Genomic DNA, 22,603 nt, shown 5'->3' on the forward strand with positions numbered 1-22,603 from the left:
CTATAAGGCAAAAATGCGTTAGGTAAAAAAATACACTTTTTTAAAGTCCTATAGTGGAGAAGACCCCGGCTTGAACTACAAGGGCTCTGAGAATAAGTGCCCCGAGGAGCGCGCAAAGCGCAGCTGCTAAGCCTAAACGCCTATCCTCTCTTCTCAGTAGCTGGAGGCCGAGGGCGAGTGGAACGATGATTCCAACGATAACTACGCCGAGCCAGAAATAGATTGCTAGCTCTCCACTGACGAGCGCTTGGGCACTTTCACGTGCAGCTTCAGGACCAGCGTACAACGGGGTGGCAACAAGTGCGAAAACCGCTACTAACTCGGCCACGTCTAGGCTTAGTCCAGCCCTAGTTAATAGGTGAGCTATCTCCTCACCCCTCGTCATGATCTTTAGAACCGCTATAGCGCATATTGACGCGCTGATTATCCATAGCAACGGGATTAAGCCTGTATTCCAGAAAGGCACGCCAGAAGCGCTTGATATTAGGAAACCGCTATAGATTGTTACTAGGAAACCTATAATGGCTAGGAGGGTTAGGTACCAGGGTCGATCAGTTATTCTTGAAAAGCCCTCGGCGACTGTATGTCTTAGAACGAGGGCAAACGTCATTAGAAGTAACAGTGAGAGAAGTGTTATTCCGATAGTCATCCAGGATTGCGCAAGCTTGGCTATAAAGACGCCTTGAGACAGCGAAGAAATAATAGCGAAGGGCACGTTTAAAGGTCTTGAGAGGTCTGCGACAACGAAGAATAGCCCGAGCACGACAGATGCGAAGATGACGAACGAGAGCTCCCTAAGCTTCTCCTCCACCTTGCTGAACTTCATTAAGGCATAGGCTACGCTTCCCATCCCGGCGATGCCCGCTAGCCAGAGGAAGGGACCTATTAGCCAGGGGGACCAAATCTCCTGGAATGTCATCTTCCCACCACCACGAAGAACTTAGGCTTGGTACCTTTATACTCAAGCAGGCGAACCACACGCGACTTCGCCAGCCTTTTGTTGATTTCACTGCTCGGGTCGTCTAGGTCTCCGAAAGCCCTAGCTCCCGCTGGGCACACGGTGACGCACACGGGCATTAGACCATGGGCGAGGCGATCCTGGCATTCCTCTCCCATGCATTTGGCAGGGAGACCCGTTGAGGGGTGGAGCCATCGTGCGCCGTAAGGGCATGCCGTCATGCAGTACTTGCAACCTATGCAAAGGTTCGGGTTTATCTTGACGAGTCCATCCTTGTCAACATAGCTCGCTCCGGTTGGACACACGTGTACGCAGGGAGCATCCTCACAGTGCTGGCACTGTAGGAGCAAGATGTAGGGCTTAAGATTAAGGTCAAATGTTATCCTCCTTATGTTTGTCTGGGCTCCGCCCCAGGTGGGGTTCGGGGCGTCCGTAGAGGCGTAATTAGCTGCATTGCAGGCGGCGATGCATGCCCCGCAGCTTATGCATCTGCTTTGATCCCAGAGGTGTGCAAGCCTCATGCTCCCACCCTTCTAACTCTTACTGTAGAGTTTAGACCTGTGGAGCCGTTGAGGGGCTCGAGCCAGCTCAGCGTGAACATGTTCGGGTTTATGCCTTCTCTTAGCACCTGGTATTGGCCGCTGATGAGTTTCGAAAACCTGCCACCGACCCTGTTGTATACGAAAAGTACACCCTCTCGAACCCTGTTCGTCACTTTCACCCTTGCACGCGCCTTGAAGCCGTTGTCGAGACCTTCAAGCTCTACAATGTCGCCATCCTTTATGCCGAGACGCCCGGCGTCTTTGGGGTTCATCCAAACCCTCCTATCGACTAGGCTTGAGACAGACCACGTCCATGCCGCGTGTGCAGATACATACTGGTCTCTCCCGTTAACGAGGTAGAACTCGTCTGGCTTGGATGGTAGCGTATACTTGGGGGTCTTCCATTTTGGAAGAGGATCATCACCGTAGTCGAGAGCCTTTAAACTGTAAATCTCAATCAAACCGCTCTTTGTTGATAGCGTCCCAGGACCAGGCTTGGGAACCCATAACTTAAATATGTAGAAGCCTTTATTGTTTAGAGCTTTTTCGATATCGCCAGAGGGAACATTCCATGCCTTGGAGAGACTTTCAAGTATCTTCTTCTTAACGTAGTCCTCGAACTCCTCAAACCTATGATAATCTGCGTACTCCTCTGTATAGCCTATAGCCTTGGCTCTCTCTGGAACAGTTCTCCTGACAATCTCCATCATGGCCCAGAAACCGTTCCTAGCGTCAACGCCTTGTGGCGGGTCTAGCGCTTTATGGGAGAGTTGTATGGCTGCGTGAGGGGTCCACTTTACCTCGGCCAACTCTTCCCTCTCTAGGAAGATGTTATCGGGTAGAACGTAATCCGCCCAATCTACACTGTCGTTGGGAACAACATCTATAACAACAACGAGGTCAAGTGCCTTTAGGGCCTTCTTTAGCTTCTCAGTGTTGACGTCCCTGGTGAAAGGCTCTGTGCCGACGATGAATAATGCCTTTACAGGGTAGGGTTTACCCTCGAGGATAGCGTCTAGCACGGCGTCAAACACGTGGGGTACGGCAGGATACTTCTGTGTGTCGATTCGTTTAGCCGTTATTGGTGGTAAGGTACCACCAGTGATCGTGGTGACCTTGTCTGTAGCAGCAGTAGCAGAGGCGGGGAACTTGCTTCCTAGCTTCACGTAGAGACCTCCTGGTGTCTCGACGCTTCCCACCAGAGCGTTGAGGGTTAAAGCTGCGCGGAAAGCGTCTGAGTCATTTGCATTCTTAGAGGACCACCATCCGTCCTCTATAACTCCTTTAGCATTTGCGAACTCTCTCGCAATCCTCTTTATAGTCTCAGCTGGCACTCCGCAGATTTTCTCCGCGTCCTCGGGCTTGTAAAGGGCAGCCCTATCCTTGAGGAGGAGGAACGCTGTCTTCACCCTTATACCCGAGGCATCACCCTCCCATTCAAGCGCGGGATTTTTCGCTTTCCTATAGCTCACGAAATCCTTGGCGTCAATATCGTAGACCAGATAATCCGTGCCCTCACGCCCAAGATCCTTCTCCGTTAGCGGTGTCCCGTCAGGCTTAATCAAAAATGTCGCGTTCGTGTACTTCTTAATAAAGGACTCGTCGTATAGCTTCTCGGAAAGGATGACGTTAATCATGGCTAGAAGGAAGGCGGCGTCCGTACCGGGTATTATTGGAACCCATTCACCATCAGCCATCGCGGCATTACCCATCCTAGGGTCGACATAGACTAGTTTTACGCCAGCCTCTCGAGCCTTGTTTAGCCTTTGAACCATGCCCATGGCAGCGTTTAGAACTCTCCCCACAAAGATTACGTATCGGGCCCTCTCGTAGTCTGGGTCGACCGTGGGAGGCCCACCCGCCCCTAGAACCAAGGTTCTAGCATACGTGCTAGCGTTGTGGCAGCAAGAGGCGTGCTGTACATGGTTGGGCGTACCAAGAGTGAAAGCTATCAACGGCATATGCCAGGCATAGAAGTCGTGGTATGTGAAGACTACAGATTCAGGCCCATATTTTGATATTATCTCCTTGAGCTTTGAGGATATCTCGTTTAGGGCTGTTTCCCAGTCTATCTCTTGAAGCTTCCCCTCCCCTCTCTCACCCATTCTTTTCAGGGGCTTCTTAAGACGAAGTGGGTGGTTCCAGAGTTGCAGGGCAGCCGCGGAGCGTGCGCATAGTCCCGGCTGAGGATGCTCCAGGTTGGGCTCAACGTACATCTTGCCGTTGCGGTTGACGAGATACACACCGCAACCAGCCCCGCACATATTACACATTATTGGAATCTTGCCTTCAGTCCTACTCGAAGCCTGTTTCTCGCTTGGTTTCCATGGTATTTTTATGAGGGACGCTGCGCCCAGCGTAGTGGCCAGAGCTATGAAGCTCCGTCTTGATATTTTCATAACATTATATATATAGATTTGTTAATTTAAATCTTGCTTATATCAGAATTCTAATATATCATTCTAAGCTGTAAAGCGAACTTCCCTCGAAGGCGTTCTACTCAGAGAACTAAACAAAGTATATCCTCACATATTCATCTCCTTATAGAGGTTGTGTTTAAGCGCGTTGGGCACGATGCTTTCTTTTACGCCTGACCATTACGACTCCAAGTACGAGTACTAGAATCATGAGGAGGGGTGTTATGTAGTCTAGTATGGGCGTGGGCTGGATTGAGACTGTGGGATTTGTAGTTGAGGTATAGTTCTGTGCGGGTTTCGTCTGTGTGTTCGACTGAGTACTATTCGTGATGCGAGAAGGTACCAATATGCTCAGAGCGTATATGGACCACGTGGAGCTGTTTCCGATCTTCTCGGCGCTGGCAAGGAATACTTTATCACTTGAGGTTGCGGCGCTCCCGAATGAGGGCACAACGGGATTCTTCGACAGCTCTATGCTTAAGATAATGGTAAGATCAGAGGCATTCAAGACTAATGCCTTCGTTGTGTCTTTGCCGATGAGTATAACGAGTACGCCGCTTAGTTCCGCTACCCTGAAACCACCTAGCGTGGACTTTGAAACGATTATACCTTGGGGGTCAAGGCTTATGGTTCCGTTCGGCCCCGTGACGTATATTAAGCCTTCCCTTGACGCAGTTATTGAATACGAGATGCCCTGAACCTGTGGTCTAAGCGTTAGGATTGAGGTGAGGTTTGGTGCTAAGGCTTGGATCCTCCAGATAAAGCCTGTTGGCGTGTAGGCTGTACCCGTCAACCATACCGCGTCGTTTACTATTGTAGAGGCGAAAGTGTAGGTGTTAGGGGCTAGCGCCTCATAAGCACCTATGAGAGAGAAGCTCTCTATACTCCTTTTCTCTACGCGTACAGAAGCCTTGTTATAGTCGACGCCGGTAACGTAGAGAAAACCGTCTGAGACGACTATGGAGGATGCAAAACCTTTAACACTCTTAACTATCCGCGGCTGCGCGAGGTTTTCGTTGAGCGTGGCTATGAGCCATTCCTCGCTCTCGGTCTTGCCTGCCACGTAAAGCGTCCCCCTTGAGAAGGCGCAGGAGTAGAGTGCTCCAGGGCCAAGGGTCGTATTGATGACTAGGGCTCCATCGTTAAGCCTTCTCGCCTCGATCCTAGTGACTTGCTGGGATCCTTTCTCCTCGAACCCGACAATGTATAGGTAGTTTTGCCCTATGCATGTCGAGTATGCAACGCCTCTAACAGAGTAGGTCTTCCAAGCCAGCCTAACAGTGGGCTCTGCTAGAGAGAAAACGGATACTGTTATTATTACTAGCAGTGTAAGGGTTAGCTTCCTTGCAAACACAACAAGACTTAGAGGTTCTCTTATTTAAACTGCTCTAAAAGGTCGCGGCAAAATTCCTCTTCGAGTAGACACCTATCAACTCTGCTTCTCAAAACAATTATCTCTATTTAAGGGGGAATCGTGGAGAGTTATTTTCCTTAAGACTATTTGAGTTAAAGAGTATTCGACCCTAATTGATCTGGGGTGTTAAAAAGATGAAGGAATCTAGGGTGAGAAAAAACTATTTTTTCGGTTTGCGTAGGCGTGTGAAAGCTAGAACTGCCACGACTAGGACTATTAGAATCAAAGCTAAGGCAATGTATAGCGTGTTATCAGCTTGAGGTGGAGCTGCGGGTTGCGCCTGTTGGGGTTGCTGGGGCTGAGCGGCCTGAGGGGGATAAAGGTGCTCCCAGAAAAATTTGATCTACTTGATCGGGAAAAGGCGGCAGGTCTTCCTGGGCACTGCGTCGAGTGTTTTCCCAAGCCGTTCAAGTCAGAATTTAAATGAGTGTAAGGCGTCTTGCATCTAATGCCTTTAAGGGTAGACGAGGATAGAGTGCTTTATTCTATCCTTAAGGCTAGGAGCCTGCGGGAACTGGGGAGGCTTTCAGGGGTCTCGCATTCAACCGCTAAGAGAATTATAGAGGGGTTTACGAGGAAGGGGGGTCTGCTTCCGGTTTTCGATGACGAGTACTTCGGGCTTGCAAGGGTGGTTTACGTGTCTCAGGCTAAGCGCTTACCGAGCTACCTTCCCTATGGGTCAATGCTTGTTGAGAGACTCGAATCGCATCGTGGAGGATACGTGGTGGTTGTAGGTTATATTCCTAGGGATCTTGTGTCAAAGTACCTTGAGGATTTAAAGGGTAAGCTTGGAGAGGGAGAGGTTTATTACGGAAGGGAAGTGGCATATTGGGTTCCCGTTGAGGCTCTAAGGCATCTGCTTCCAAGCCGTTTGATACAGCTCCCGGAATTGGTTGAGGAGATTCTTCCAAGGTTTGAAAAGCCAAAGCCCCTCAGGATGCCGGATCAGATAGACTTGGAGCTGTTAACTGGGAAGCTAATCTACGGTCCTTTCGTAAGGGCTTGGGAGATAATGAAGAGGCTTGAGTCCATGCTTGGTCACCCGATACCATCCTATCAGACTATAAGTTACCACTACAGGCTCCACCTCGCTCCCGGCTGGCTATACACTACGTTCTATGAAGTTAAGGACGCCTCGAAGGCTCCAAGGGTAACCCTCATGTTTAAGGGTCGTGAGGCTTCTAAGGTGGCTAAAGCACTCGCACTTCTTCCCGTGAGTGGAACATCGTATATAGATGGGAGAAGAGCTATCTATATGGGACAGCTTGATCCCGCATACCTGCCCGAGATCTATAGTTTGTTTCACGCCTACCGTGTCGAGTTATTAGAAGGCCTCTTTTTTGTAAAGGAGCATTTTAAGCTTGAACAACCCCTTCTCTGGCGCTTCCTCAATGAGAATAACAGCGGGTGGGTTTGGGTTGAGGAGCGGGTTAGAATCCCCTCTCACGGCTAGCCCCACACAGAGGCTATTGCTGTAGCTATGGCGACAAGGGTCGCGCCGAGAAGAGTACTCTTCTCAATTCTTTCACCAAGGATGGGTGCCGCTAACAGAACAGCAAGCACTGGGGCTGAGGAGGAGATGACCGAAGGGCCCACCGGATCGGAGAGTTTTATAGCTGAGAAAAGTGCTAGTGGACCGAAGCCTATTCCAAGAGTGCCCCCCAGCAACAGCCACTTCACGTTGATCCTTCTAATACCGTCAAGGTTTCTCATTACCAGTGGAGAGGTTGTGCTTAGCAGGATGCCCGTCCTTATAAGGTTCAGCTCTATAGGCGTTGCATATCTAAGCGCTATAGATGCCAGCGATATGCCGAGGCCCCAGCTCAGGCTCGCCATTAGCCCCGAGAATAGACCCGAGAAGGAGAAGCCGTTATTCATGCTATATGCTAGTTTAATCCCTAAAGCCATGAGTACTGCTGCGGCCAGGACGATAATCGAGGGTTTTCTACCTGTGAAGAGGAAGTTGAAAACAGCCACGAATAATGGGAATGTGTAAGCCACGGGGTAGACAAGGCCTACAGGTGCGCTCGAAAGCCCTTTAATGAAGAAGGAGTCCCCAGCAAAGAAGGCGAAGAAAGATGAAGCCAGTGCAACGATATAAAACTCGGGGGGCTTTTTAAGGCTGCCTCCCATGATAAGGAACGCTAAGAGCATGACTAGGAATGCTGGTCCCGACCTGAGACCGCTTGCAATTAAAGGATGCAGGCTCGTGCCGGCCACTGCCTTCCTATATAGGACACCCGCCACTGCGAAGAAGAGTGCAGCCGTCAACGCTAAGATACTCCAGAGCACGGAGAGCCTAATATCACCTGAGAATTTAATGTTTTCTGAACCGACACCCCTTTAAGCCAACCAGTCGTAAGCTTTGTGTGTGCAGCCTTAAGAATCTCGAGGCACAGATAGTCAGGTTTAGGGATGAAAGAGAATGGAAAATTTATCATACGCCAAAGAACCTGGCAATCTCGCTCATTATAGAGCTTGGCGAACTACTCGAGCATTTTCAGTGGAAGACCGACGAAGAGATACTGTCCGCTGTTAGAGATGAGGCTAAGAGGAAGGAGATTGCCTATGAGATTGCAGATGTAGCGATATACCTTATATTGCTCTCGCATGAACTTGGCGTAGACTTAGAAAAAGCCATTGTCGAGAAACTACAGGTCAACGGGGAGAAATACCCGGTGGAGAAAGTAAAGGGCGAGCTGTTCAAGGAATTCTCAAGGGTTTAAGACAACACTGTACCTATGCATGCTCGCTTGTCCAAGAAAGGAAAAAGCAAAAGGCAATTGTTCAACCCTCCAGGAGCAGCCCCTTTCTCCTCAATAGCTTTGCAAATGCCACGATGCGGGACCTGCTCTTGGATCGGACCATGAGATAATCACCGGTAGGGATAACCTCTAGATCCTTTGGGATCAGCTCAAGAGCATCTTTCCTCGCTAGTATGACGTAGTAGCCTTCAGGGTCTCGCCGTCCAGGAAAGGAGGCTCCATGTCTACTCAAGGCTCTCGTAACTGAACCTGCCCAGGGATAATAAACCTTCTCTTATTTGCGTGATCCGTCCCGTGTTAGGCTTTAAATAGAGCTTTTATGAGGTAATTCCCGTGGCTAGGGCGCGGTTTGTAGTCCACGAGCACGCGGCTCGTAGGGCCGGCCTCCACTATGATCTTCGAATCGAGATGGACGGTGTCCTCAAGGATTGGGCTTTTAGAAAACCGCCTCCAATAGAGCCGGGTGTTAAGAGGTACGGGGTTCAACAGGAGGACCATGATCTCTCATGGCTTGATTTCGAGGGGGAGATCAAGGAGGGCTATGGCGCGGGGACGATGAAGATCTGGGACAAGGGGGAATACGAGCTCCTCGAAATGGATAAAGAAAAAATGGTGTTAAGGCTCTACGGCTCGAAGCTGCGTGGAAGATACATACTTCTAAGATTCAAAGATGGATGGCTTTTCTTTAAGACGGGAGTCTAGGTTTTCCCGAAAAGTAGAGATGGGTAGATGTTTCTCTTATTTTTGGCAGCCTTTCGGCTATCCCACTCATAGAGTATTTTCACAGCTTCGTTGGCTACCTGGACAGCCTCCTTTACGCCTGCCTCCAACCCGAACTCGTCTGTTACACGGTTTGCGAGAACCGCTAGTACGGCTCCGGCCCTGGCACCATATATACTGGCCAAAGTGAAAATCGAGGCTGCCTCCATCTCAAAGCTCAAAACCCCTGCCTCTTGTAGATCGCTCATGATCTCCTTGGACCAGCTTGGCATGTACCCCTTGAAGCCCGGCCTAGCCTGACCCGTATAGAACGTGTCTGTCGAAGCCACGATGCCGACATGGTAGCGAAAGCCTAGCTGCTCTGCGGCCTCCACTAGGGCCAAGACCACCTCGTAGTGTGCCAATGCAGGATACTCAATCCTAACGTACTCCTCGCTCGCCCCGTCGAGTCTCACGGCCCCCGTTGCTATTATGAGATCACCGACCCTGATTTCTCTCTGAAGTGCCCCCGTGGTGCCTACACGTATAAACGTGTTAGCGCCCACGCGTAGTAGCTCTTCAAGAGCTATAGAGGCCGCAGGGCCCCCGATACCTGTCGACGTTGAGGAGATCGGGGCACCCTTGTAGACCCCGGTATGCGTTACATATTCTCTGTGCCTAGCAATCTCCCTTTTATCATCCCAAAAGCTGGAAATCAATGGAACTCTGTCGGGGTCACCTGGAAGCAGAACATAAGGCGCTACGTCTCCTGGCTTGCACCTTATATGATACTGTAAGCCCTCCCCGAGTTCAGGGGAAGATGCGGAAACCTTGCTCATAGCAAGATAATGTGGGAGAAGACGACATAAAAAAATTTCTTGGCTTTACCCGACATCAACGAGTGTTCTGCACCTATAGTCTCCTTATCTTAACAAACTTTAAAAACAGTAGTGTATCGCTTGATCCATCTTAATCCGAGTCATTTAGATCCGAAAAATACTAATCCTCTATGGTTGCCTTTTCGAAAGACCTAACGCCTAGGAAGAGTAAGACGGCTGTTAGTACGAGAAGCAGCGCCACATCCTCCATCGGGTTGAACGCCGACACTCCTGTAAGCCAGTACCTCATCCCGTCGACGGCATATGTTGCAGGGTTTAAGTAGGCTATTATCCTCATCCAGTCAGGCATCGTTGATAGGGGGAAGAAGATCCCACTCATGAAGAGGAGCGGTTGCGTGATGAGGTTTACTATCATCTGGAAGCCCTCCATGCTTGAAAGCCTCACTGACAAGGCTATACCTAGAGAGGCGAAGCCAAGGGATAGCACTATCCCATATAGTACAACAGGGACTACCCCCTCAATCCTGAGGCCAGGCGCTATCAGGTAGACGAGTGCTAGGATAATCATGGCTTGAAGGTTTATGACAAGCGCATCTCCGAGCGCTCTGCCGATTATAATCTGTGCTCTGGGGGCAGGAGCCACTAGAGTCTCCTTGAGAAAGCCGAACTGTTTATCCCATATTACCGAGACGCCGCTCATGAAAGAGCCCACGATTATGGTCATCGCGACCATGCCTGAAGCAAGGAATGATAGGTAGCTTAACCCCCCGAACATTACAGACGCGCCGGGAAAGCTGAATGCCCGGCTCATCCCTAGCCCGAAGAAGACGAGCCAGAGAATCGGCTGCACTATTGTCATGACAAGCCTTGAGCGAGCGTTTACAAACCTCTTGATCTGCCTGTATACCATAGGGATTATCCCGTTCATGTGTCACCACCTCCTATGAGGAGGCCTAAAGCCGCCTTCCTCGAGGGAGTCCCGCAGCTCGCGGCCTGTCAGGTAGATAAACACCTCGTTTAGCGTGGGGCGCCTATAAGACACCTCTATTATTTTTAGCCCCTTACTTGAAGCGGCCTCGAATATCCTTGGCATTGCTGTGGCTGCGTTCTTGACGACTAGCTGCAGGGTGTCCCTTGAGACCTGTTTACAGCTCTCCACGTAGTCGGACTCGATGCACGGGGGAGAAGTTGTGTTTCCGTCAAGCTTCACGTAGACGATCTCGTTTCCAAGCAATGACTTTAGCTGTTCAGGTGTGCCTTGAGCCTTTATCTGCCCGTGATCCATTATAGCTATACGCTCGCAGAGCTGGTCAGCCTCGTCCATGTAGTGCGTTGTAAGGAATATGGTCATTCCGTGTTCCTTCTTAATCGCCATTATATAGTCCCATATCTTGACGCGTGTCTGGGGATCCAAGCCTATGGTGGGCTCATCCAGGAATAATATATCGGGCTCGTGGAGTAGTGAACGGGCAATTTCAAGCCTTCTCCGCATGCCCCCTGAGAAGTACCTTACAAGTTTGTTAGCGTAGGGTTTAAGGTCTACAAAGTCCAGTAGCTGATATATCTTCCTCTTGAGCTCCTCTCCCGAGAGACCATATAGTCTGCCGTGAATATACATGTTGTCGTAGGCTGTCAGTTGATTGTCTATGCTGGGATCCTGGAAGACTATCCCTATCCTCTTCCTGACCTCTCCTGGGGACGTGACCACATCATAGCCGGCAACGAAGACCTTTCCGCTAGTGGGTCTTAGGAGCGTTGTAAGAATGTGGATAGTCGTGGTTTTACCGGCGCCGTTAGGGCCTAGCAGACCGTATATCTCTCCTTGTTTCACCTGGAAGCTTACCTGGTCTACAGCAGTTATATCCTTGAACTTCTTCACGAGATTTTCAACCACTATAGCTTCAGACATTTGCATCACCCTTAAGTATGCCTAAAACCCTATACTCAAAATCAAGAACAACCCTCCGCAACTCCTCGAGCTGACTCTCGTTCAGCCTATCAATATTCTCGACTAGCTCGCCTATAACCCGGAATATGCGAGAGCATCCCATCTCGTTGAACTTCTTGAAGGATTTGGCCAGCCTGAGCGACTCTTGTACCTGGGGCTGGTGAGCCTCTAAAAACTCCAGGCCTCTTCGGCTTAACTTATATACCTTGATCCTCCTGCCATCTTTATCAACTTCTTCAGACTCGATCAAGCCGTGACGCTCGAGGTGCCTGAGTAGAGGAAAGAAAGCCCCGCTGCTCGGCTTGAAGCCTGTTAAATCCTCAATTTTCCTCATGAGTGCGTATGCATACGAGGGGCTCTCTTTGAGCGAGTACAGTATAAGTAGCTTGAGAGCACCGCCATACCTGCCCTTTATTCCGAACTTCCTCATATATGTCTGTAGACAGTCTATAGACACAACTTTATAAATGTTTTGTCGACGGTAGAGTCACGTATATGACACATCCATATATTTATAATGAGAGCAGTCTAATAATCACCTGGATGATGGGGGTCTGGAGCACTGAAAATCGATGATGAATTCTCCTTAACACCTGACCCTATTACTTTTATAAGTATTGACCGCACATAGCCGACAAGGTCTTAAGCCTGCTTCCTCCTCTTAAAGATCTCAAGCTCTATCTCGTAAGCCTCCCTTGGGAGTGGCGTAGGCTCGCCAAGGAGGCTCGCGAGTATGTAAGTTCTCGCAGCCCTCTCCAGGTAAACAAGTGAGTCTATGGCTTCCTCTAGGTTCTTACCCACCGCGAGAGCGCCATGATTCGAGAGTATCACAGCGTTTCTCTCGCCTAGTGCTTCTACAACGTTCCTTGCAAGCTCATCCGTGCCTGTAACAGCGTAGCGTGCTACTAGAATCTCACCACCAAGGTAGATCACGGTCTCCTCTAAAATCGGCGGGAGGTTCCTCCTAAGCACTGCGAGAATCGATGCGTTTGGCGAGTGAGCATGTACAACAGCGTTAACGTCTGGTCTAGCCTTGTAGACTGCGAGGTGTGTTACAGCCTCTACGGAAGGCCTCCCTTGTCCATCCAGGACGTTGAGGTTCCAATCAACAACGAGGACGTCTTCGGGCCTCATCTTCGACTTTTTGGCCCCGCTAGGAGAAATCAGGAAGACCCCTCTTTTATCAACCCTCATGCTTATGTTTCCACTGTAACCATAGTTTAGGTCCCTCTCTTCGAGAAACCTGAAAGCTTCTACAATCTGCTTCCTCTCCGACTCGTAAAGCATTTGCAACACCGTTGTTTCCTACCCGCAAGGAGGTTTTATTGATTGCGACTATAAGGAGGTAAGGATTCTCATGTTCACTCTAGGAAAAGATTGTTGATCATGCGAGAAGACTTGTCAGTGAAATGACAAGATATTTATAAAGCTTTGTCAGTTTACTGACCGACGAAGGAGCCGGTATGCCGGCAGAACCCCTGGTGGGAGTGGGAAAACAGGGACAGGACTTGAAAAATCTTCGACTTGAAGACGGGAATGTTATACTTGTACAGGTTGCAATAAAAGATCAAGACCCTTAGCGGTAAGTGGGGATCATACGAGTCGAAGAATGGAAATTTATTTATTATCAAAAAAGAATATGAATTTGTGAGCCAAGAAGAAAAATTCAGCTACTTTAAAGTGTTCCTCCTTGGCTTCGGCTTCTTTGGCATAAGCGTCATTTGGTCGATCTACAACTCTTACCTACCGATCTTTCTGAAAGAGCTGGGTCTAGCCTCCTGGATAGTAGGCTTCATAATGACGATTGACAACATATTCGCGGTGATTCTTCTACCCTACCTGGGAGTTCTCAGCGATGTGACCAGGACGAGGATAGGCAGAAGGAAACCCTATATACTCCTCGGTGCACCCCCGGCAGCGTTGACCTTTGCGCTTATACCCTTCTTTAAAGGAGAACTCATACCGCTTATGATAGTAGTAGTCACCATGAACCTCTCGATGGCCCTTTTCAGGTCACCTGTGATAGCGTTCATGCCCGACATTACTCCCAGCGAGAAGAGAAGTCAAGCCAACGGCATCATAAACTTTATGGGTGGTATAGGGTCGCTACTAGCGTATTTCGCTGGCTCCATCCTGTACAAGGTGAACCCCTCATACCCTTTTATCGCCTCCGGCGTTGTACTTCTGTTATCAAGCCTCCTCGTAATACTACTCGTAGATGAACCCGAGGAGTTTAAGACCCGGGAGAAAGGCGGGCCAGGCTTCGCAGAGCTCCTCAAAAAGACGTTCAGGCAGAGCATGCGAGAGCTCTACGAGAACCTCAGGATGGCTGTAACTGATCCTGACAGAAGCCTGCTCTTCATGCTATCCTCCATCTTTCTCTGGTTCATAGGCTTCAACGCGATCGAAACATTCTTTACTAGCTACGCGAAGTGGTACATCGGTATAGACGAAGCTACAGGCTCGTTCATACTCGGCTTCGTAGCACTGGGCTTCTTGATTTTCGCATTACCGGCAGGGTTTATTGGGGCGCGTCTAGGCAGAAAGAAGACCATGACGCTAGGCCTGGCTTTGCTAATACTGCTACTCTTTGGAGTACACCTGGCGGCCACCTCCTCTAGAGGAGCGTCCACGGAGTTAATAATAGAGGGGCTATTCTTCCTCGGTGGCTTCGCGTGGGCTTTGATAAACGTTAACAGCCTGCCCACTGTGGTAGATATGACTACTCGGGAAAAGCTAGGGGCGTATACGGGGCTTTACTACTTCGCCTCTCAGAGCGCGTCCATCCTGGCACCGCCCCTCGCAGGGCTCCTCATAGATATATCAGGCTACGTGAGCCTCATGCCGTATTCAATAGCGTTCCTGGCCTTCTCCGCCGTCACCTTGCAATTTGTCAGAAAGGGCGAGGCAAGGAAAGGGTTCTAGAAAGGCCATCTGTTTTTCCACTCAAAGCATAACTTATATAGAAAATGGAACTATATCTATAGACGGTGCTATAGAGAGTGCGTTTAGCAGACCTCCTCTCATATGTGCCTAGACATAAACGGGAGGCAGTCCTAGCCACGACTTCAGCCCTCCTTGCAGCCTTAACCGGGACCTATGGCCCCCTCGTAGCAAAACGAGCAGTGGATCTAGCAGTCTCTTTAAGATGGGAGGCTCTCCCACCACTCCTAGCCCTGTTCGTAGCCCTAACAGTTTCTCAGGGCTTCTTCAGCTATGTACAGGGTGTAAACGCGCGTAGGCTCTCGGAGGGGATAGCCTATGATCTGCGAGTCGAGCTCTACAAGAAGCTCCACGAGCTCTCGATATCCTTCATACACAAGCATGGCGCTGGTGGGCTCGTCGCACGCGTCACGGGAGACGTGGAGCAGGTAAAGAGTTTCTTCGAGGTGCTCACGATGTTCCTCGGGGGCCTCGTCCTTGTAGTCTTCTCAGTAGTAGCGATGCTGACATTGAACGTTAAACTGACACTGTTCACGCTGTCCGTCTTGATCGTGCTCCCTCTTCTTTCGAGATCACTATCTCCAAGGATACGCCACCAGTTTGACATCTCGAGACAAGAATACGCTAGGATGTCAACCATACTCCAAGAGACCATAGTGTCCATTATACCCATCAAGGCCGTCAACGCTGCCGAGTACATGCTTAGGCGCTTCAACGCGCACAACGAGAGGTACACTGAGGCACTTATAAAGGCCGGCTGGCTACGTGCGATACTCTGGCCGAGCCTTAACCTCCTGAACAACGTGGCCCTCGTAATAATCCTTCTGTACGGTGGTCTCGAGTTAGCCGCGGGGAGACTCACAGTGGGCGATGTGACAGCCTTCACGATGTACGCGGGTATGGTCTCATGGCCCCTTACTAATCTCGGCTTCTTGATAGTCAACATGGAGAGAGCCCGCGTAGCGCTCGCAAGGGTTCAGGACGTTCTAGGCATGAAGCCTGACGTAGAGGATAAACCTGATGCTGTTGAGTTGAGGGTTATCCATGGGAGGGTCGAGTTCAAAGACGTCTGGTTTGCATACGATGGTGAAAGGTATGTTTTGAGAGGCTTAAGCTTCGAGGTCAAGCCTGGTGAGATAGTAGCCATAACAGGCCCTCCGGGAAGCGGTAAAAGCACCCTTGCATCGCTGCTGATAAGGCTTATGGACCCCCAGAAGGGCCAGATACTCATTGACGGACAGGACATAAGAAACGTTAGACTCGAGTCGCTGAGAAGAAACGTAACTATAGTGCACCAGGACATTTATCTATTCCCGGACACCATCAGGAACAATATCGCCTTCGCCAGACCTGAGGCCACGGACGATGAGGTAATGCATGCAGCCAAGCTCGCGAACATCCATGAATTCATCTCTAGTCTCCCCGAGGGCTACAACACACTTGTGGGCGAAAGGGGGGTCACCCTCAGCGGTGGACAAAGACAGCGTGTAGCACTTGCAAGGGCTCTTCTGGCTAAGCCGAAGGTTATAGTTCTCGACGACACGACTTCGGAGGTAGACGCTGAGACTGAGAAGGCGATTTATGACGCTTTAACGAGGAACCTTAAGGGGCACACGATTATCGTCATAACCCAGCGTCCAAGCACGATGGCGTTGGCCGACAGGGTCCTTGTTCTGGATGAGGGCCGTATCGTCGCCGAGTTAAAGGCAAGAGCTGAGGTGGGCCAGGTATGGCATGGTGGCATGACTTAGGCAGGCTTGACGAGCAGGAGGCCAAGATACCCTTAAGGGAGGTTGCGTCGAGGGTTCTCCCCCTACTCAAGCCGTATACAAAGTATTTTGCAATAATAGTATTGGCAGCAGTAGTCAGGCTGGGGGCTAACCTGCTATTCCCTCTACTAACCGGGAGAATAATAGACTCTGCCTTGTCCAAGAACTTTAACGGGATACTCGTATTTTCGGCCGCTTATCTTGCCGCAGCCCTAGTCTTCTGGGCCTCGGGCGTGGAAAGGGTTTACGCCACAGCTATAGCCGGGCAGAGATTCGTCCGGGACCTGCGCGAGAGGCTTATGCGGTCAATCCTCGGCTCGAAGGTTGTAAAGCTCAGGGGTGAACTTACAGGAAAGATAGTCTCCAGGGTAATGAACGACGTCGACGTCATCTCCGACATGTTCACCCAGGGGCTCGTAGAGTTCATCGTAGACCTCCTGACAATGATAGGGGCATTCTTCATAATGTTCACACTCAGCACCGAGCTCTCCCTAGTCATCCTACCCCTAGTTGTCTCAGTGTTCCTTGTGAGCTTCTACTTCGCCCGCAGGGCTAGAGCTGCGTTCACGAGGGCTAGGAGGATGATAGCAGAGGTCTCTGCGCGTGTGGAGCAGGACGCCTCGGGGGCAGCCGTCGTCAAGACGTTCATCCACAGGAGAGGCTCGCGAGAATCGGAGTTTGAGCAGGTGAGCAGGGCCTACATGGAGTCGAACGTCGAGGCCACCCGAGTCGTATCAGCAGTCAACCCCACGCTTTCAGCGATAAGGGTTGCTGGAGTCGCACTAATACTCTACTATGGAGGCATGCTCATCGCATCCGGCAGGCTCACTCCTGGAATCCTTGTAGCCTTCTTCGGCTACCTCAACATGTTCTTCATGCCCCTCCAGCTACTAGCGATGTACATAAACTCCTTCCAGTCCGTGCTTGTCTCCACAGAGAGGGTTACAAGCCTGCTAAACATGGAGCAGGAGGTGAGCGGTAGCCTGGTAAAACCAGTCGAGGGACATGTAGAGGTGAAAGAGGTAACTTTCTCGTACGAGGAAGGGCTACCAGTCTTGAAGGGGGTGAGCATCGAGGCGCATCCAGGCGAGATGGTCGCCGTCGTAGGTCCCACTGGCAGCGGCAAGACGACCCTGGCCAAGCTCCTACTCCGCTTCTACGAGCCCGAGTCAGGCTCGATACTCCTGGACGGGACGCCTGTCGAGGAGTACGACCTTAAGTATCTCAGGAGCGTGGTAGCCTATGTGCCCCAGGAGCCCTCAGCCATATCCGGCAAGGTTATAGACAACATCACTGCTAGCAGAAAAGCCCCACGCGCGGAGGTCGAGGAGCTTATCGGGAGACTGGGTGTGAAAAGCATAATAGAAAGCATTCCAGGCGGGCTTGACGGCGAGATAGTCGAGGAGGGCAAGAACCTCTCAAAAGGGCAGAGACAACTCTTATCCCTACTAAGGGCGATAGTATCGAAGCCCAGAGTCCTCGTCCTAGACGAGGCTACGAGCAACCTAGACGTAGTCACAGAGCTGAACATACTCCAGGAGCTCCAGAGGATGATACGCGAGGAAAAAGCCACCCTCATAGTCATAGCCCACAGGCTAGCGGCGATACGCAACGCTGACAGGATATACGTCCTGAGAGACGGCAAGGTAGTCGAACAGGGGAGGCACGAGGAACTCCTCCGCCTGAGGGGCACGTACTACAGGCTATGGATAGCCCAGGTATCAGACCTCGCCGAGACCCTTGTAAAGGTAGTGCAAACAGCAACAAAGACTAGAAAATAAGAGGATCACAGATCCTCTATTTTTTTGGTTCATTGGACTCTCACGCCAGGGTCTAGACGTAACCTGGCTACGTAGCCCCGCTACGTTAGTTTTACATAGCCTCCGATAGCCTTCCTGAGCGTGACTGGAAAAATAATAGGAGCAGTTTTGGCGGCGGCAGCCATCCTAATAGCCTTCACACTACACGAGGTAGGGATTCTCAAACTACCTTTACCCACGCAGGCGAATCAAGCCAATACGACAACCCCCTCTGACGATCAAGAAATAGTTATAAAAATCAGCAAGGGGAGGGGAAACACCACCTTCCAGCTGGGCACACTGATCTTCGACAAACCCATGAAGGTGAGGTTTAAACCAGTGATAGTCAAGGCCGATGGAAAAGCTGTTTTCAGCCTTAGCGGTATAGTCGAGCTGCAGGGACCTAGACACTACAGCATCCCAATGCCCTGCTTCTACCAGATGGGCGATGCCCAGTGCGTCAGAATAATGATGATTATACCTGGATACGACGGCCCTATACTCATCCAGCCTGGCGACTACCAGGCAAAGCTCAGCATTGGCTGGGAGTCCACGGGAGAAGCCACGGTGACACTAAAGCTCGTAGTCGTGCCTGAGGAAGAACCAGAGCCGGTTCCAGAAACCCCTTGAGATAAGAGTTATTATAGTAAAAGTTCACGAAAAAATGATTTTTCCGGGCTCAAGCCTTTATTGCTCCAGCAAGATAGCCTCTCACCAGGTATTTCCCGAGGAGGAAGTATACCAGAACTACCGGAAAGGCGTAGAGGAAGGTCCCGGCCATCTGAGTATTCCACTCGGCAGCCGTTGTGCCAAGAAGGTTGGCGAGCACGACGCTTGCAGGCTGGTTTACGCCCTGGGTTAGTATTAGGCCGAAGAGAAAGTCGTTCCATATACTGGTGAACTGGAAGACAGCTGTAACAACAAAGGCCGGCCACGATACCGGGAGAACAACTCTCGTGTAAATCGTCGTCTCGTCGGCGCCGTCGACGCGTGCCGCGTCTATGAGGCTCTGGGGCAGCTCGCTCAGGAAGCTCGTAAAGAAGAGGGTGCAGATGGGTATCCCGTAGGCCGTGTGGACGAGGGTTAGCCCAAGGAGCGAGTTGTAGAGTCCGAGTCGGCTGGTAACGATTAGCAGGGGTATAGCGACTGCATGGTAGGGGATGAATATGCCGAAGCTTAGGAGCAGGATGAGGATGTCAGAGTACCTTATTTTAGCCAGGAAGTACCCGTTAAGGCTCCCGATAACGGTTGAAAAGATAGTGGCTAGCACCGTGAATACAAGGCTGTTGAAAAGCCCCTGCTTCATTAAATCAAAAGCCCTGAAGAAGGGGTACAGAGTCGGCCTGGTTGGAGGAGCAACCGGGAGAGTAAGCCTCGCCTCAGTGTCGTCCTTGAGCGACGTCATTAGGACGGCCCAGAAAGGCAGTAGCCACAAGGCTACAAACAAGGCCAGAATAGCTGCGGCTAATAGCTCGGCTCGCCTCACGACTCTCACCTCTTCCTAAGCGAAAAAGCCAGATAAGGAGCGACCACTGCTACTACCACTAATAGTAGGATGGTTGCCAGAGCCGCGCCATAAGGAAAGTCCGTCTCGAAAAACGCGCGCCGGTACATCAGTAATGCTAGCACGTAGGTTGACACTCCTGGCCCCCCGTTCGTGAGGACAAATATGAAGTCGAAGGCTTTCAAGGCAAAGACCATGAGCACTACGAATGAGGAGAGAAACCATGGCTTAAGCTGTGGGAGAATGATCGAGCCGTAGACTTGAAGGCTAGAAGCCCCGTCAACCATCGCCGCTTCAAGCTGGGATACCGGTATCGACTTTATACCCGCTAAGAATATCAGAGCCGTGTAGCCTGAGAACTGCCAGACGAGCGCTAGTATCACGCTGTATAGAGCTAGACCGGGGTCGCCTAGCCAGTTTACGCGCAGCCCAAGGAGTGTTGACAGGATAGAGTTGAGGACGCCAAAAGAGTAGTTGAACATCCATGCCCACATCGCCGCTGTTACGACGAATGAGAGGGAGAACGGCATCAGGAAAACCGTCCTGAAGAATCCCTCGAGCCTTGATGACACAGTGTTCATCAGTACGGCTAGCATGAGGCCTATACCCATTGTGCCGGGAATAAAGAGAATTATTAGCAGGGCATTGTTCTTCAGAGAAGTGTAAAAGACTGGGTCATTGACAGCCTTGTAGTACTGCTCGAGCCCCGCGAACTGATAGGTTATAGAGAGGCCCCGGCTCTCTGTAAAGGACAGGAGAACGTTCCAACCGATTAGAGCATAAACGAAGAAGAATGCTAGGGATATGAACAAGAGGAAAAGTAGCGTAATCAACGTCTTCCCACTAAAAGACATCATGCTCACCATTATTTTTAGAGAAAAAATTATTTAATGATTGACTTTAACCCGTCAAGTGCCACGTCTTCGTATAGTCTGACTTAGCCGCATTGATAGCGTCTATGATGGCCTTGCACGCAGCCGCCACATCCCTGTCAGCGGCGAACTTTGAGGCAATATCGTTGAAGGCACTGGCAAACTTCTCCGGAGCCCCGCTACCATGGACAATGCTAGGCACCATGTACTTCGCAGTCTTGAAGTCCTGTATGGCAGCTCTCTGGTAGGGCCCATACTTTGTTACGTCTGCGTCCAGTCGAGCTGAAATAGAGCCCTTAATCGGGTTGAAGGCGTCCTGTCCCTCCCTCGAGCCGACGACCCTTAACCACTTTATAGAGTTTTCAGGGTGCTTCGCTCCCTTAGGCTTCTCGAAACAGTCAACCACGAGCACATAGATGCCCTTCGTCCCCGGAGAAGGCATCGCCCCGTAGTCGACCCCGAACTGCTTCCCAGCCACATAGAACTCGCCGTTAGCCCAGTCCCCCATTATCGTGAAGGCGGCCTCGCCCCTGATAACCTTGGCTACAGCTTGATCCCAGGTCAGGGACGCGTAGTCAGGGTTGACGTAGTTCATATACTTCTTCATGATGTTAAACGCGTTGACCAGCCTCGGGTCGTTAGGGTCGTTCAGCTTCCCGTTCACAAGATCCTGGTAAAAGTCGACGCCCTGGCTCACAAATATCTGCTCAATAACGTGTGCTATCTCCCACTTGCCAATACCCCCCATCGCTATAGGATACTGTATTCCCGCGGCTCGCAGCTTCTCGCACGCGGCGAAGAAGCCGTCCCACGTCTCCAGCGTCGACGGGTCAATACCGTACTGATCCAGTATCTTCTTATTGTACCAGAGAACGTTAGCCCTGTGAATGTTCACGGGCACAGCATAGTAGTGCCCGCCCCAGCTCACCATGTCCCTGACAACGGGCGGGAAGACGCTCTCCCATCCCTCCTGCCTCCACAGGTCGTCTATCGGTTCAAGAAAACCTGCGTCAACGTAAGGCTTCATCTCGTAGCCCGCGTGCACCTGGAAGGCGTCCGGAGCCTCCCCCGCCGCAACCATGGACTTCATCACAGACTTGAAGACATAGCCCGCGCCACCCGCCACGGGGCTCTGAATAACCCCCACGTCAGGGTACTTCTTCTGGAACACCGCTACGAGAGCGTCGATGGCTGCCTTCTCACCGCCAGACGTCCACCAATGGTATATCTCGAGTAGATTCGCCTGAGGCTTCGGTGCCTGGCCGAATATGTAGTATGCTGCAACGCCGACAATAACCGCGGTAACAACCACAGCAAGAGCGAGCAAGATGCTAGTCGGTAAACCCTTTTTCTGCTTTCCCTCCGCCACAAATATTGCATCATAAAACCGTCATATATATTTTTTCCTAGTTAAGTAATTATAGTAATATAGTAATATAGTCAATGAAAAACTCTATCAAAACGAATGTAAACCCTTTCATCTAAACTTTACAAAAACAACCCTCACCCCAAACGACGCATCAACAACGAATAAAGGAAAGCATGCTCCCCCTTTGGCAGCTAAATCTCGGCTGGAAAATGCCTGCTAAAGATTCCATAATAACTTTTTCTAGGTGAAAATGAAATAAAAAGCCAGTCTTTGTTAAAAGAGATAAAAATCTAAAATAATTTATGGTAGTACTACGAGCTTGGGGTATTCTTTCCCAGCAGCAGTATGAATCTTTATCTCGACCGAGACGCCGTGGGTCAACGTGCCCCCAGCCCAGCCAGTGCGATCATTAAAACTGATTATGATAGTGGCCTGTGCGCCTGGAGGAAGGGGCTTAGCTTCGCCGGGGTTCCATTGGGTATTGTTATAAGTAACGGCTATCGGAGGATTAGTAAAGGGTACTCCGTTTATGAATACGTTGTCTGGGGAGGCTGGGGCGGTACCTGTGTTTTTCACTGTAATTGTAATAGTGAACTGACCATTATTGAAATTGGGTACAGCGCTCACTACTTGTACCTGCTCGAAGCCTGTGAAGAGGCCTACGATGCCTGTCATCCAGAAGGCTACTGCTATGGCTACTGCGATTGTCACGGCTACTATTATTACTGTCGCTATTACTGGGGAAATGCCTTTTCTTGTGGTCAT

At 50.6% G+C, this 22,603-nt stretch carries 23 protein-coding genes; 8 read left to right on the top strand and 15 right to left on the bottom strand.

The annotated features are described in order from the left end of the window. Window positions 1-40: 40 nt before the first annotated feature. The 4 genes from nrfD to MA03_RS03300 all read right to left on the bottom strand — a co-directional run bounded on the left by nrfD (window position 41) and on the right by MA03_RS03300 (window position 5,271). Window positions 41-919 (bottom strand): NrfD/PsrC family molybdoenzyme membrane anchor subunit, encoded by an 879-nt coding sequence (gene nrfD / locus MA03_RS03285; RefSeq protein WP_052883909.1) that lies wholly within the window; start codon window positions 917-919, stop codon window positions 41-43. Next, the gene (locus MA03_RS03290) at window positions 916-1,479 is read right to left on the bottom strand and encodes a 4Fe-4S dicluster domain-containing protein (RefSeq protein WP_052883910.1); all 564 of its coding nucleotides are present in this window, start codon (window positions 1,477-1,479) and stop codon (window positions 916-918) included. The genes nrfD and MA03_RS03290 overlap by 4 nt, the downstream gene beginning before the upstream one ends. Further along, a complete protein-coding gene (locus tag MA03_RS03295) occupies window positions 1,476-3,899 on the bottom strand; it encodes a molybdopterin-containing oxidoreductase family protein (RefSeq protein ID WP_052883911.1) in 2,424 nt (807 codons plus the stop codon). The genes MA03_RS03290 and MA03_RS03295 overlap by 4 nt, the downstream gene beginning before the upstream one ends. 157 nt (window positions 3,900-4,056) lie before the next feature. Further along, the gene (locus MA03_RS03300) at window positions 4,057-5,271 is read right to left on the bottom strand and encodes a hypothetical protein (RefSeq protein WP_052883912.1); all 1,215 of its coding nucleotides are present in this window, start codon (window positions 5,269-5,271) and stop codon (window positions 4,057-4,059) included. A gap of 194 nt (window positions 5,272-5,465) precedes the next feature. Here MA03_RS03300 and MA03_RS08980 point away from each other — a divergent pair, with 194 nt between their 5' ends. Together MA03_RS08980 and MA03_RS03305 are read left to right on the top strand one after the other, a co-directional pair. Next, a complete protein-coding gene (locus MA03_RS08980; protein ID WP_257719667.1) occupies window positions 5,466-5,591 on the top strand; it encodes a hypothetical protein in 126 nt (41 codons plus the stop codon). Between the two features lie 188 nt (window positions 5,592-5,779). After that, window positions 5,780-6,784: a hypothetical protein gene (locus MA03_RS03305; protein ID WP_052883913.1), complete on the top strand. Its 1,005-nt coding sequence runs from the start codon at window positions 5,780-5,782 to the stop codon at window positions 6,782-6,784. On the opposite strand, the gene MA03_RS03310 is transcribed toward MA03_RS03305, so the two are convergent. Then, window positions 6,781-7,623: a DMT family transporter gene (locus MA03_RS03310; RefSeq protein WP_052883914.1), complete on the bottom strand. Its 843-nt coding sequence runs from the start codon at window positions 7,621-7,623 to the stop codon at window positions 6,781-6,783. The genes MA03_RS03305 and MA03_RS03310 overlap by 4 nt on opposite strands. A 77-nt stretch (window positions 7,624-7,700) precedes the next feature. Between MA03_RS03310 and MA03_RS03315 the strand changes: the two genes are divergently transcribed. After that, window positions 7,701-8,057 (top strand): nucleotide pyrophosphohydrolase, encoded by a 357-nt coding sequence (locus tag MA03_RS03315; RefSeq protein ID WP_052883915.1) that lies wholly within the window; start codon window positions 7,701-7,703, stop codon window positions 8,055-8,057. Between the two features lie 61 nt (window positions 8,058-8,118). Here MA03_RS03315 and MA03_RS03320 read toward each other — a convergent pair whose 3' ends face one another. Then, window positions 8,119-8,328 carry a hypothetical protein gene (locus tag MA03_RS03320; RefSeq protein ID WP_052883916.1) on the bottom strand — a complete coding sequence of 70 codons (210 nt, stop codon included), beginning with the start codon at window positions 8,326-8,328 and terminating at the stop codon, window positions 8,119-8,121. 101 nt (window positions 8,329-8,429) lie between these two features. On the opposite strand from MA03_RS03320, the gene MA03_RS03325 reads away from it, so the two are divergent. After that, the gene (locus MA03_RS03325; RefSeq protein ID WP_052883917.1) at window positions 8,430-8,798 is read left to right on the top strand and encodes a DNA polymerase ligase N-terminal domain-containing protein; all 369 of its coding nucleotides are present in this window, start codon (window positions 8,430-8,432) and stop codon (window positions 8,796-8,798) included. On the opposite strand, the gene udp is transcribed toward MA03_RS03325, so the two are convergent. From udp to MA03_RS03350, 5 genes are all read right to left on the bottom strand, one after another. Continuing rightward, a complete protein-coding gene (gene udp / locus MA03_RS03330; RefSeq protein ID WP_052883918.1) occupies window positions 8,795-9,634 on the bottom strand; it encodes a uridine phosphorylase in 840 nt (279 codons plus the stop codon). The genes MA03_RS03325 and udp overlap by 4 nt on opposite strands. 160 nt (window positions 9,635-9,794) lie before the next feature. Beyond that, window positions 9,795-10,562 (bottom strand): ABC transporter permease, encoded by a 768-nt coding sequence (locus MA03_RS03335; protein WP_052883919.1) that lies wholly within the window; start codon window positions 10,560-10,562, stop codon window positions 9,795-9,797. A 3-nt stretch (window positions 10,563-10,565) separates the two neighbouring features. After that, window positions 10,566-11,543, bottom strand: a complete 978-nt coding sequence (locus MA03_RS03340; protein ID WP_052883920.1) for an ATP-binding cassette domain-containing protein — start codon at window positions 11,541-11,543, stop codon at window positions 10,566-10,568. Beyond that, a complete protein-coding gene (locus MA03_RS03345) occupies window positions 11,536-12,012 on the bottom strand; it encodes a PadR family transcriptional regulator (protein ID WP_052883921.1) in 477 nt (158 codons plus the stop codon). Before MA03_RS03345 ends, MA03_RS03340 begins: the two co-directional genes overlap by 8 nt. Window positions 12,013-12,224: 212 nt before the next feature. After that, the gene (locus tag MA03_RS03350) at window positions 12,225-12,869 is read right to left on the bottom strand and encodes a class II aldolase/adducin family protein (RefSeq protein WP_052883922.1); all 645 of its coding nucleotides are present in this window, start codon (window positions 12,867-12,869) and stop codon (window positions 12,225-12,227) included. 360 nt (window positions 12,870-13,229) lie between these two features. Between MA03_RS03350 and MA03_RS03355 the strand changes: the two genes are divergently transcribed. From MA03_RS03355 to MA03_RS03370, 4 genes are all read left to right on the top strand, one after another. Then, complete coding sequence (locus MA03_RS03355; RefSeq protein ID WP_052883923.1) at window positions 13,230-14,507, top strand: MFS transporter; 1,278 nt, start codon at window positions 13,230-13,232, stop codon at window positions 14,505-14,507. 77 nt (window positions 14,508-14,584) lie between these two features. Next, window positions 14,585-16,276, top strand: coding sequence for an ABC transporter ATP-binding protein (locus tag MA03_RS03360; protein ID WP_052883924.1), 1,692 nt, complete (start codon window positions 14,585-14,587; stop codon window positions 16,274-16,276). Beyond that, window positions 16,255-18,075, top strand: coding sequence for an ABC transporter ATP-binding protein (locus MA03_RS03365; protein ID WP_052883925.1), 1,821 nt, complete (start codon window positions 16,255-16,257; stop codon window positions 18,073-18,075). The genes MA03_RS03360 and MA03_RS03365 overlap by 22 nt, the downstream gene beginning before the upstream one ends. Before the next feature lie 120 nt (window positions 18,076-18,195). After that, window positions 18,196-18,723 carry a hypothetical protein gene (locus MA03_RS03370; protein ID WP_052883926.1) on the top strand — a complete coding sequence of 176 codons (528 nt, stop codon included), beginning with the start codon at window positions 18,196-18,198 and terminating at the stop codon, window positions 18,721-18,723. A 49-nt stretch (window positions 18,724-18,772) separates the two neighbouring features. On the opposite strand, the gene MA03_RS03375 is transcribed toward MA03_RS03370, so the two are convergent. The 4 genes from MA03_RS03375 to MA03_RS03390 all read right to left on the bottom strand — a co-directional run bounded on the left by MA03_RS03375 (window position 18,773) and on the right by MA03_RS03390 (window position 22,603). Further along, on the bottom strand, window positions 18,773-19,579 hold the full coding sequence (locus tag MA03_RS03375; protein WP_052884881.1) for a carbohydrate ABC transporter permease: 807 nt from the start codon (window positions 19,577-19,579) through the stop codon (window positions 18,773-18,775). A gap of 5 nt (window positions 19,580-19,584) precedes the next feature. Continuing rightward, window positions 19,585-20,451, bottom strand: coding sequence for a carbohydrate ABC transporter permease (locus tag MA03_RS03380; RefSeq protein ID WP_191118721.1), 867 nt, complete (start codon window positions 20,449-20,451; stop codon window positions 19,585-19,587). Between the two features lie 46 nt (window positions 20,452-20,497). After that, window positions 20,498-21,838, bottom strand: a complete 1,341-nt coding sequence (locus tag MA03_RS03385) for an ABC transporter substrate-binding protein (protein ID WP_052883927.1) — start codon at window positions 21,836-21,838, stop codon at window positions 20,498-20,500. 300 nt (window positions 21,839-22,138) lie between these two features. Further along, window positions 22,139-22,603, bottom strand: a complete 465-nt coding sequence (locus MA03_RS03390; RefSeq protein WP_052883928.1) for an archaellin/type IV pilin N-terminal domain-containing protein — start codon at window positions 22,601-22,603, stop codon at window positions 22,139-22,141.

The sequence above is a fragment of the Thermofilum uzonense genome, assembly GCF_000993805.1.
GTDB lineage: Archaea > Thermoproteota > Thermoprotei > Thermofilales > Thermofilaceae > Thermofilum > Thermofilum uzonense.

Bases quoted from the DNA above. Each gene is read 5' to 3' on its own strand.
- nrfD (WP_052883909.1), bottom strand. From the start codon at position 919: ATGACATTCCAGGAGATTTGGTCCCCCTGGCTAATAGGTCCCTTCCTC.
- MA03_RS03290 (WP_052883910.1), bottom strand. From the start codon at position 1,479: ATGAGGCTTGCACACCTCTGGGATCAAAGCAGATGCATAAGCTGCGGG.
- MA03_RS03295 (WP_052883911.1), bottom strand. From the start codon at position 3,899: ATGAAAATATCAAGACGGAGCTTCATAGCTCTGGCCACTACGCTGGGC.
- MA03_RS08980 (WP_257719667.1), top strand. From the start codon at position 5,466: ATGAAGGAATCTAGGGTGAGAAAAAACTATTTTTTCGGTTTGCGTAGG.
- MA03_RS03305 (WP_052883913.1), top strand. From the start codon at position 5,780: ATGCCTTTAAGGGTAGACGAGGATAGAGTGCTTTATTCTATCCTTAAG.
- udp (WP_052883918.1), bottom strand. From the start codon at position 9,634: ATGAGCAAGGTTTCCGCATCTTCCCCTGAACTCGGGGAGGGCTTACAG.
- MA03_RS03335 (WP_052883919.1), bottom strand. From the start codon at position 10,562: ATGAACGGGATAATCCCTATGGTATACAGGCAGATCAAGAGGTTTGTA.
- MA03_RS03340 (WP_052883920.1), bottom strand. From the start codon at position 11,543: ATGTCTGAAGCTATAGTGGTTGAAAATCTCGTGAAGAAGTTCAAGGAT.
- MA03_RS03345 (WP_052883921.1), bottom strand. From the start codon at position 12,012: ATGAGGAAGTTCGGAATAAAGGGCAGGTATGGCGGTGCTCTCAAGCTA.
- MA03_RS03350 (WP_052883922.1), bottom strand. From the start codon at position 12,869: ATGCTTTACGAGTCGGAGAGGAAGCAGATTGTAGAAGCTTTCAGGTTT.
- MA03_RS03365 (WP_052883925.1), top strand. From the start codon at position 16,255: ATGGCATGGTGGCATGACTTAGGCAGGCTTGACGAGCAGGAGGCCAAG.
- MA03_RS03380 (WP_191118721.1), bottom strand. From the start codon at position 20,451: ATGTCTTTTAGTGGGAAGACGTTGATTACGCTACTTTTCCTCTTGTTC.
- MA03_RS03390 (WP_052883928.1), bottom strand. From the start codon at position 22,603: ATGACCACAAGAAAAGGCATTTCCCCAGTAATAGCGACAGTAATAATA.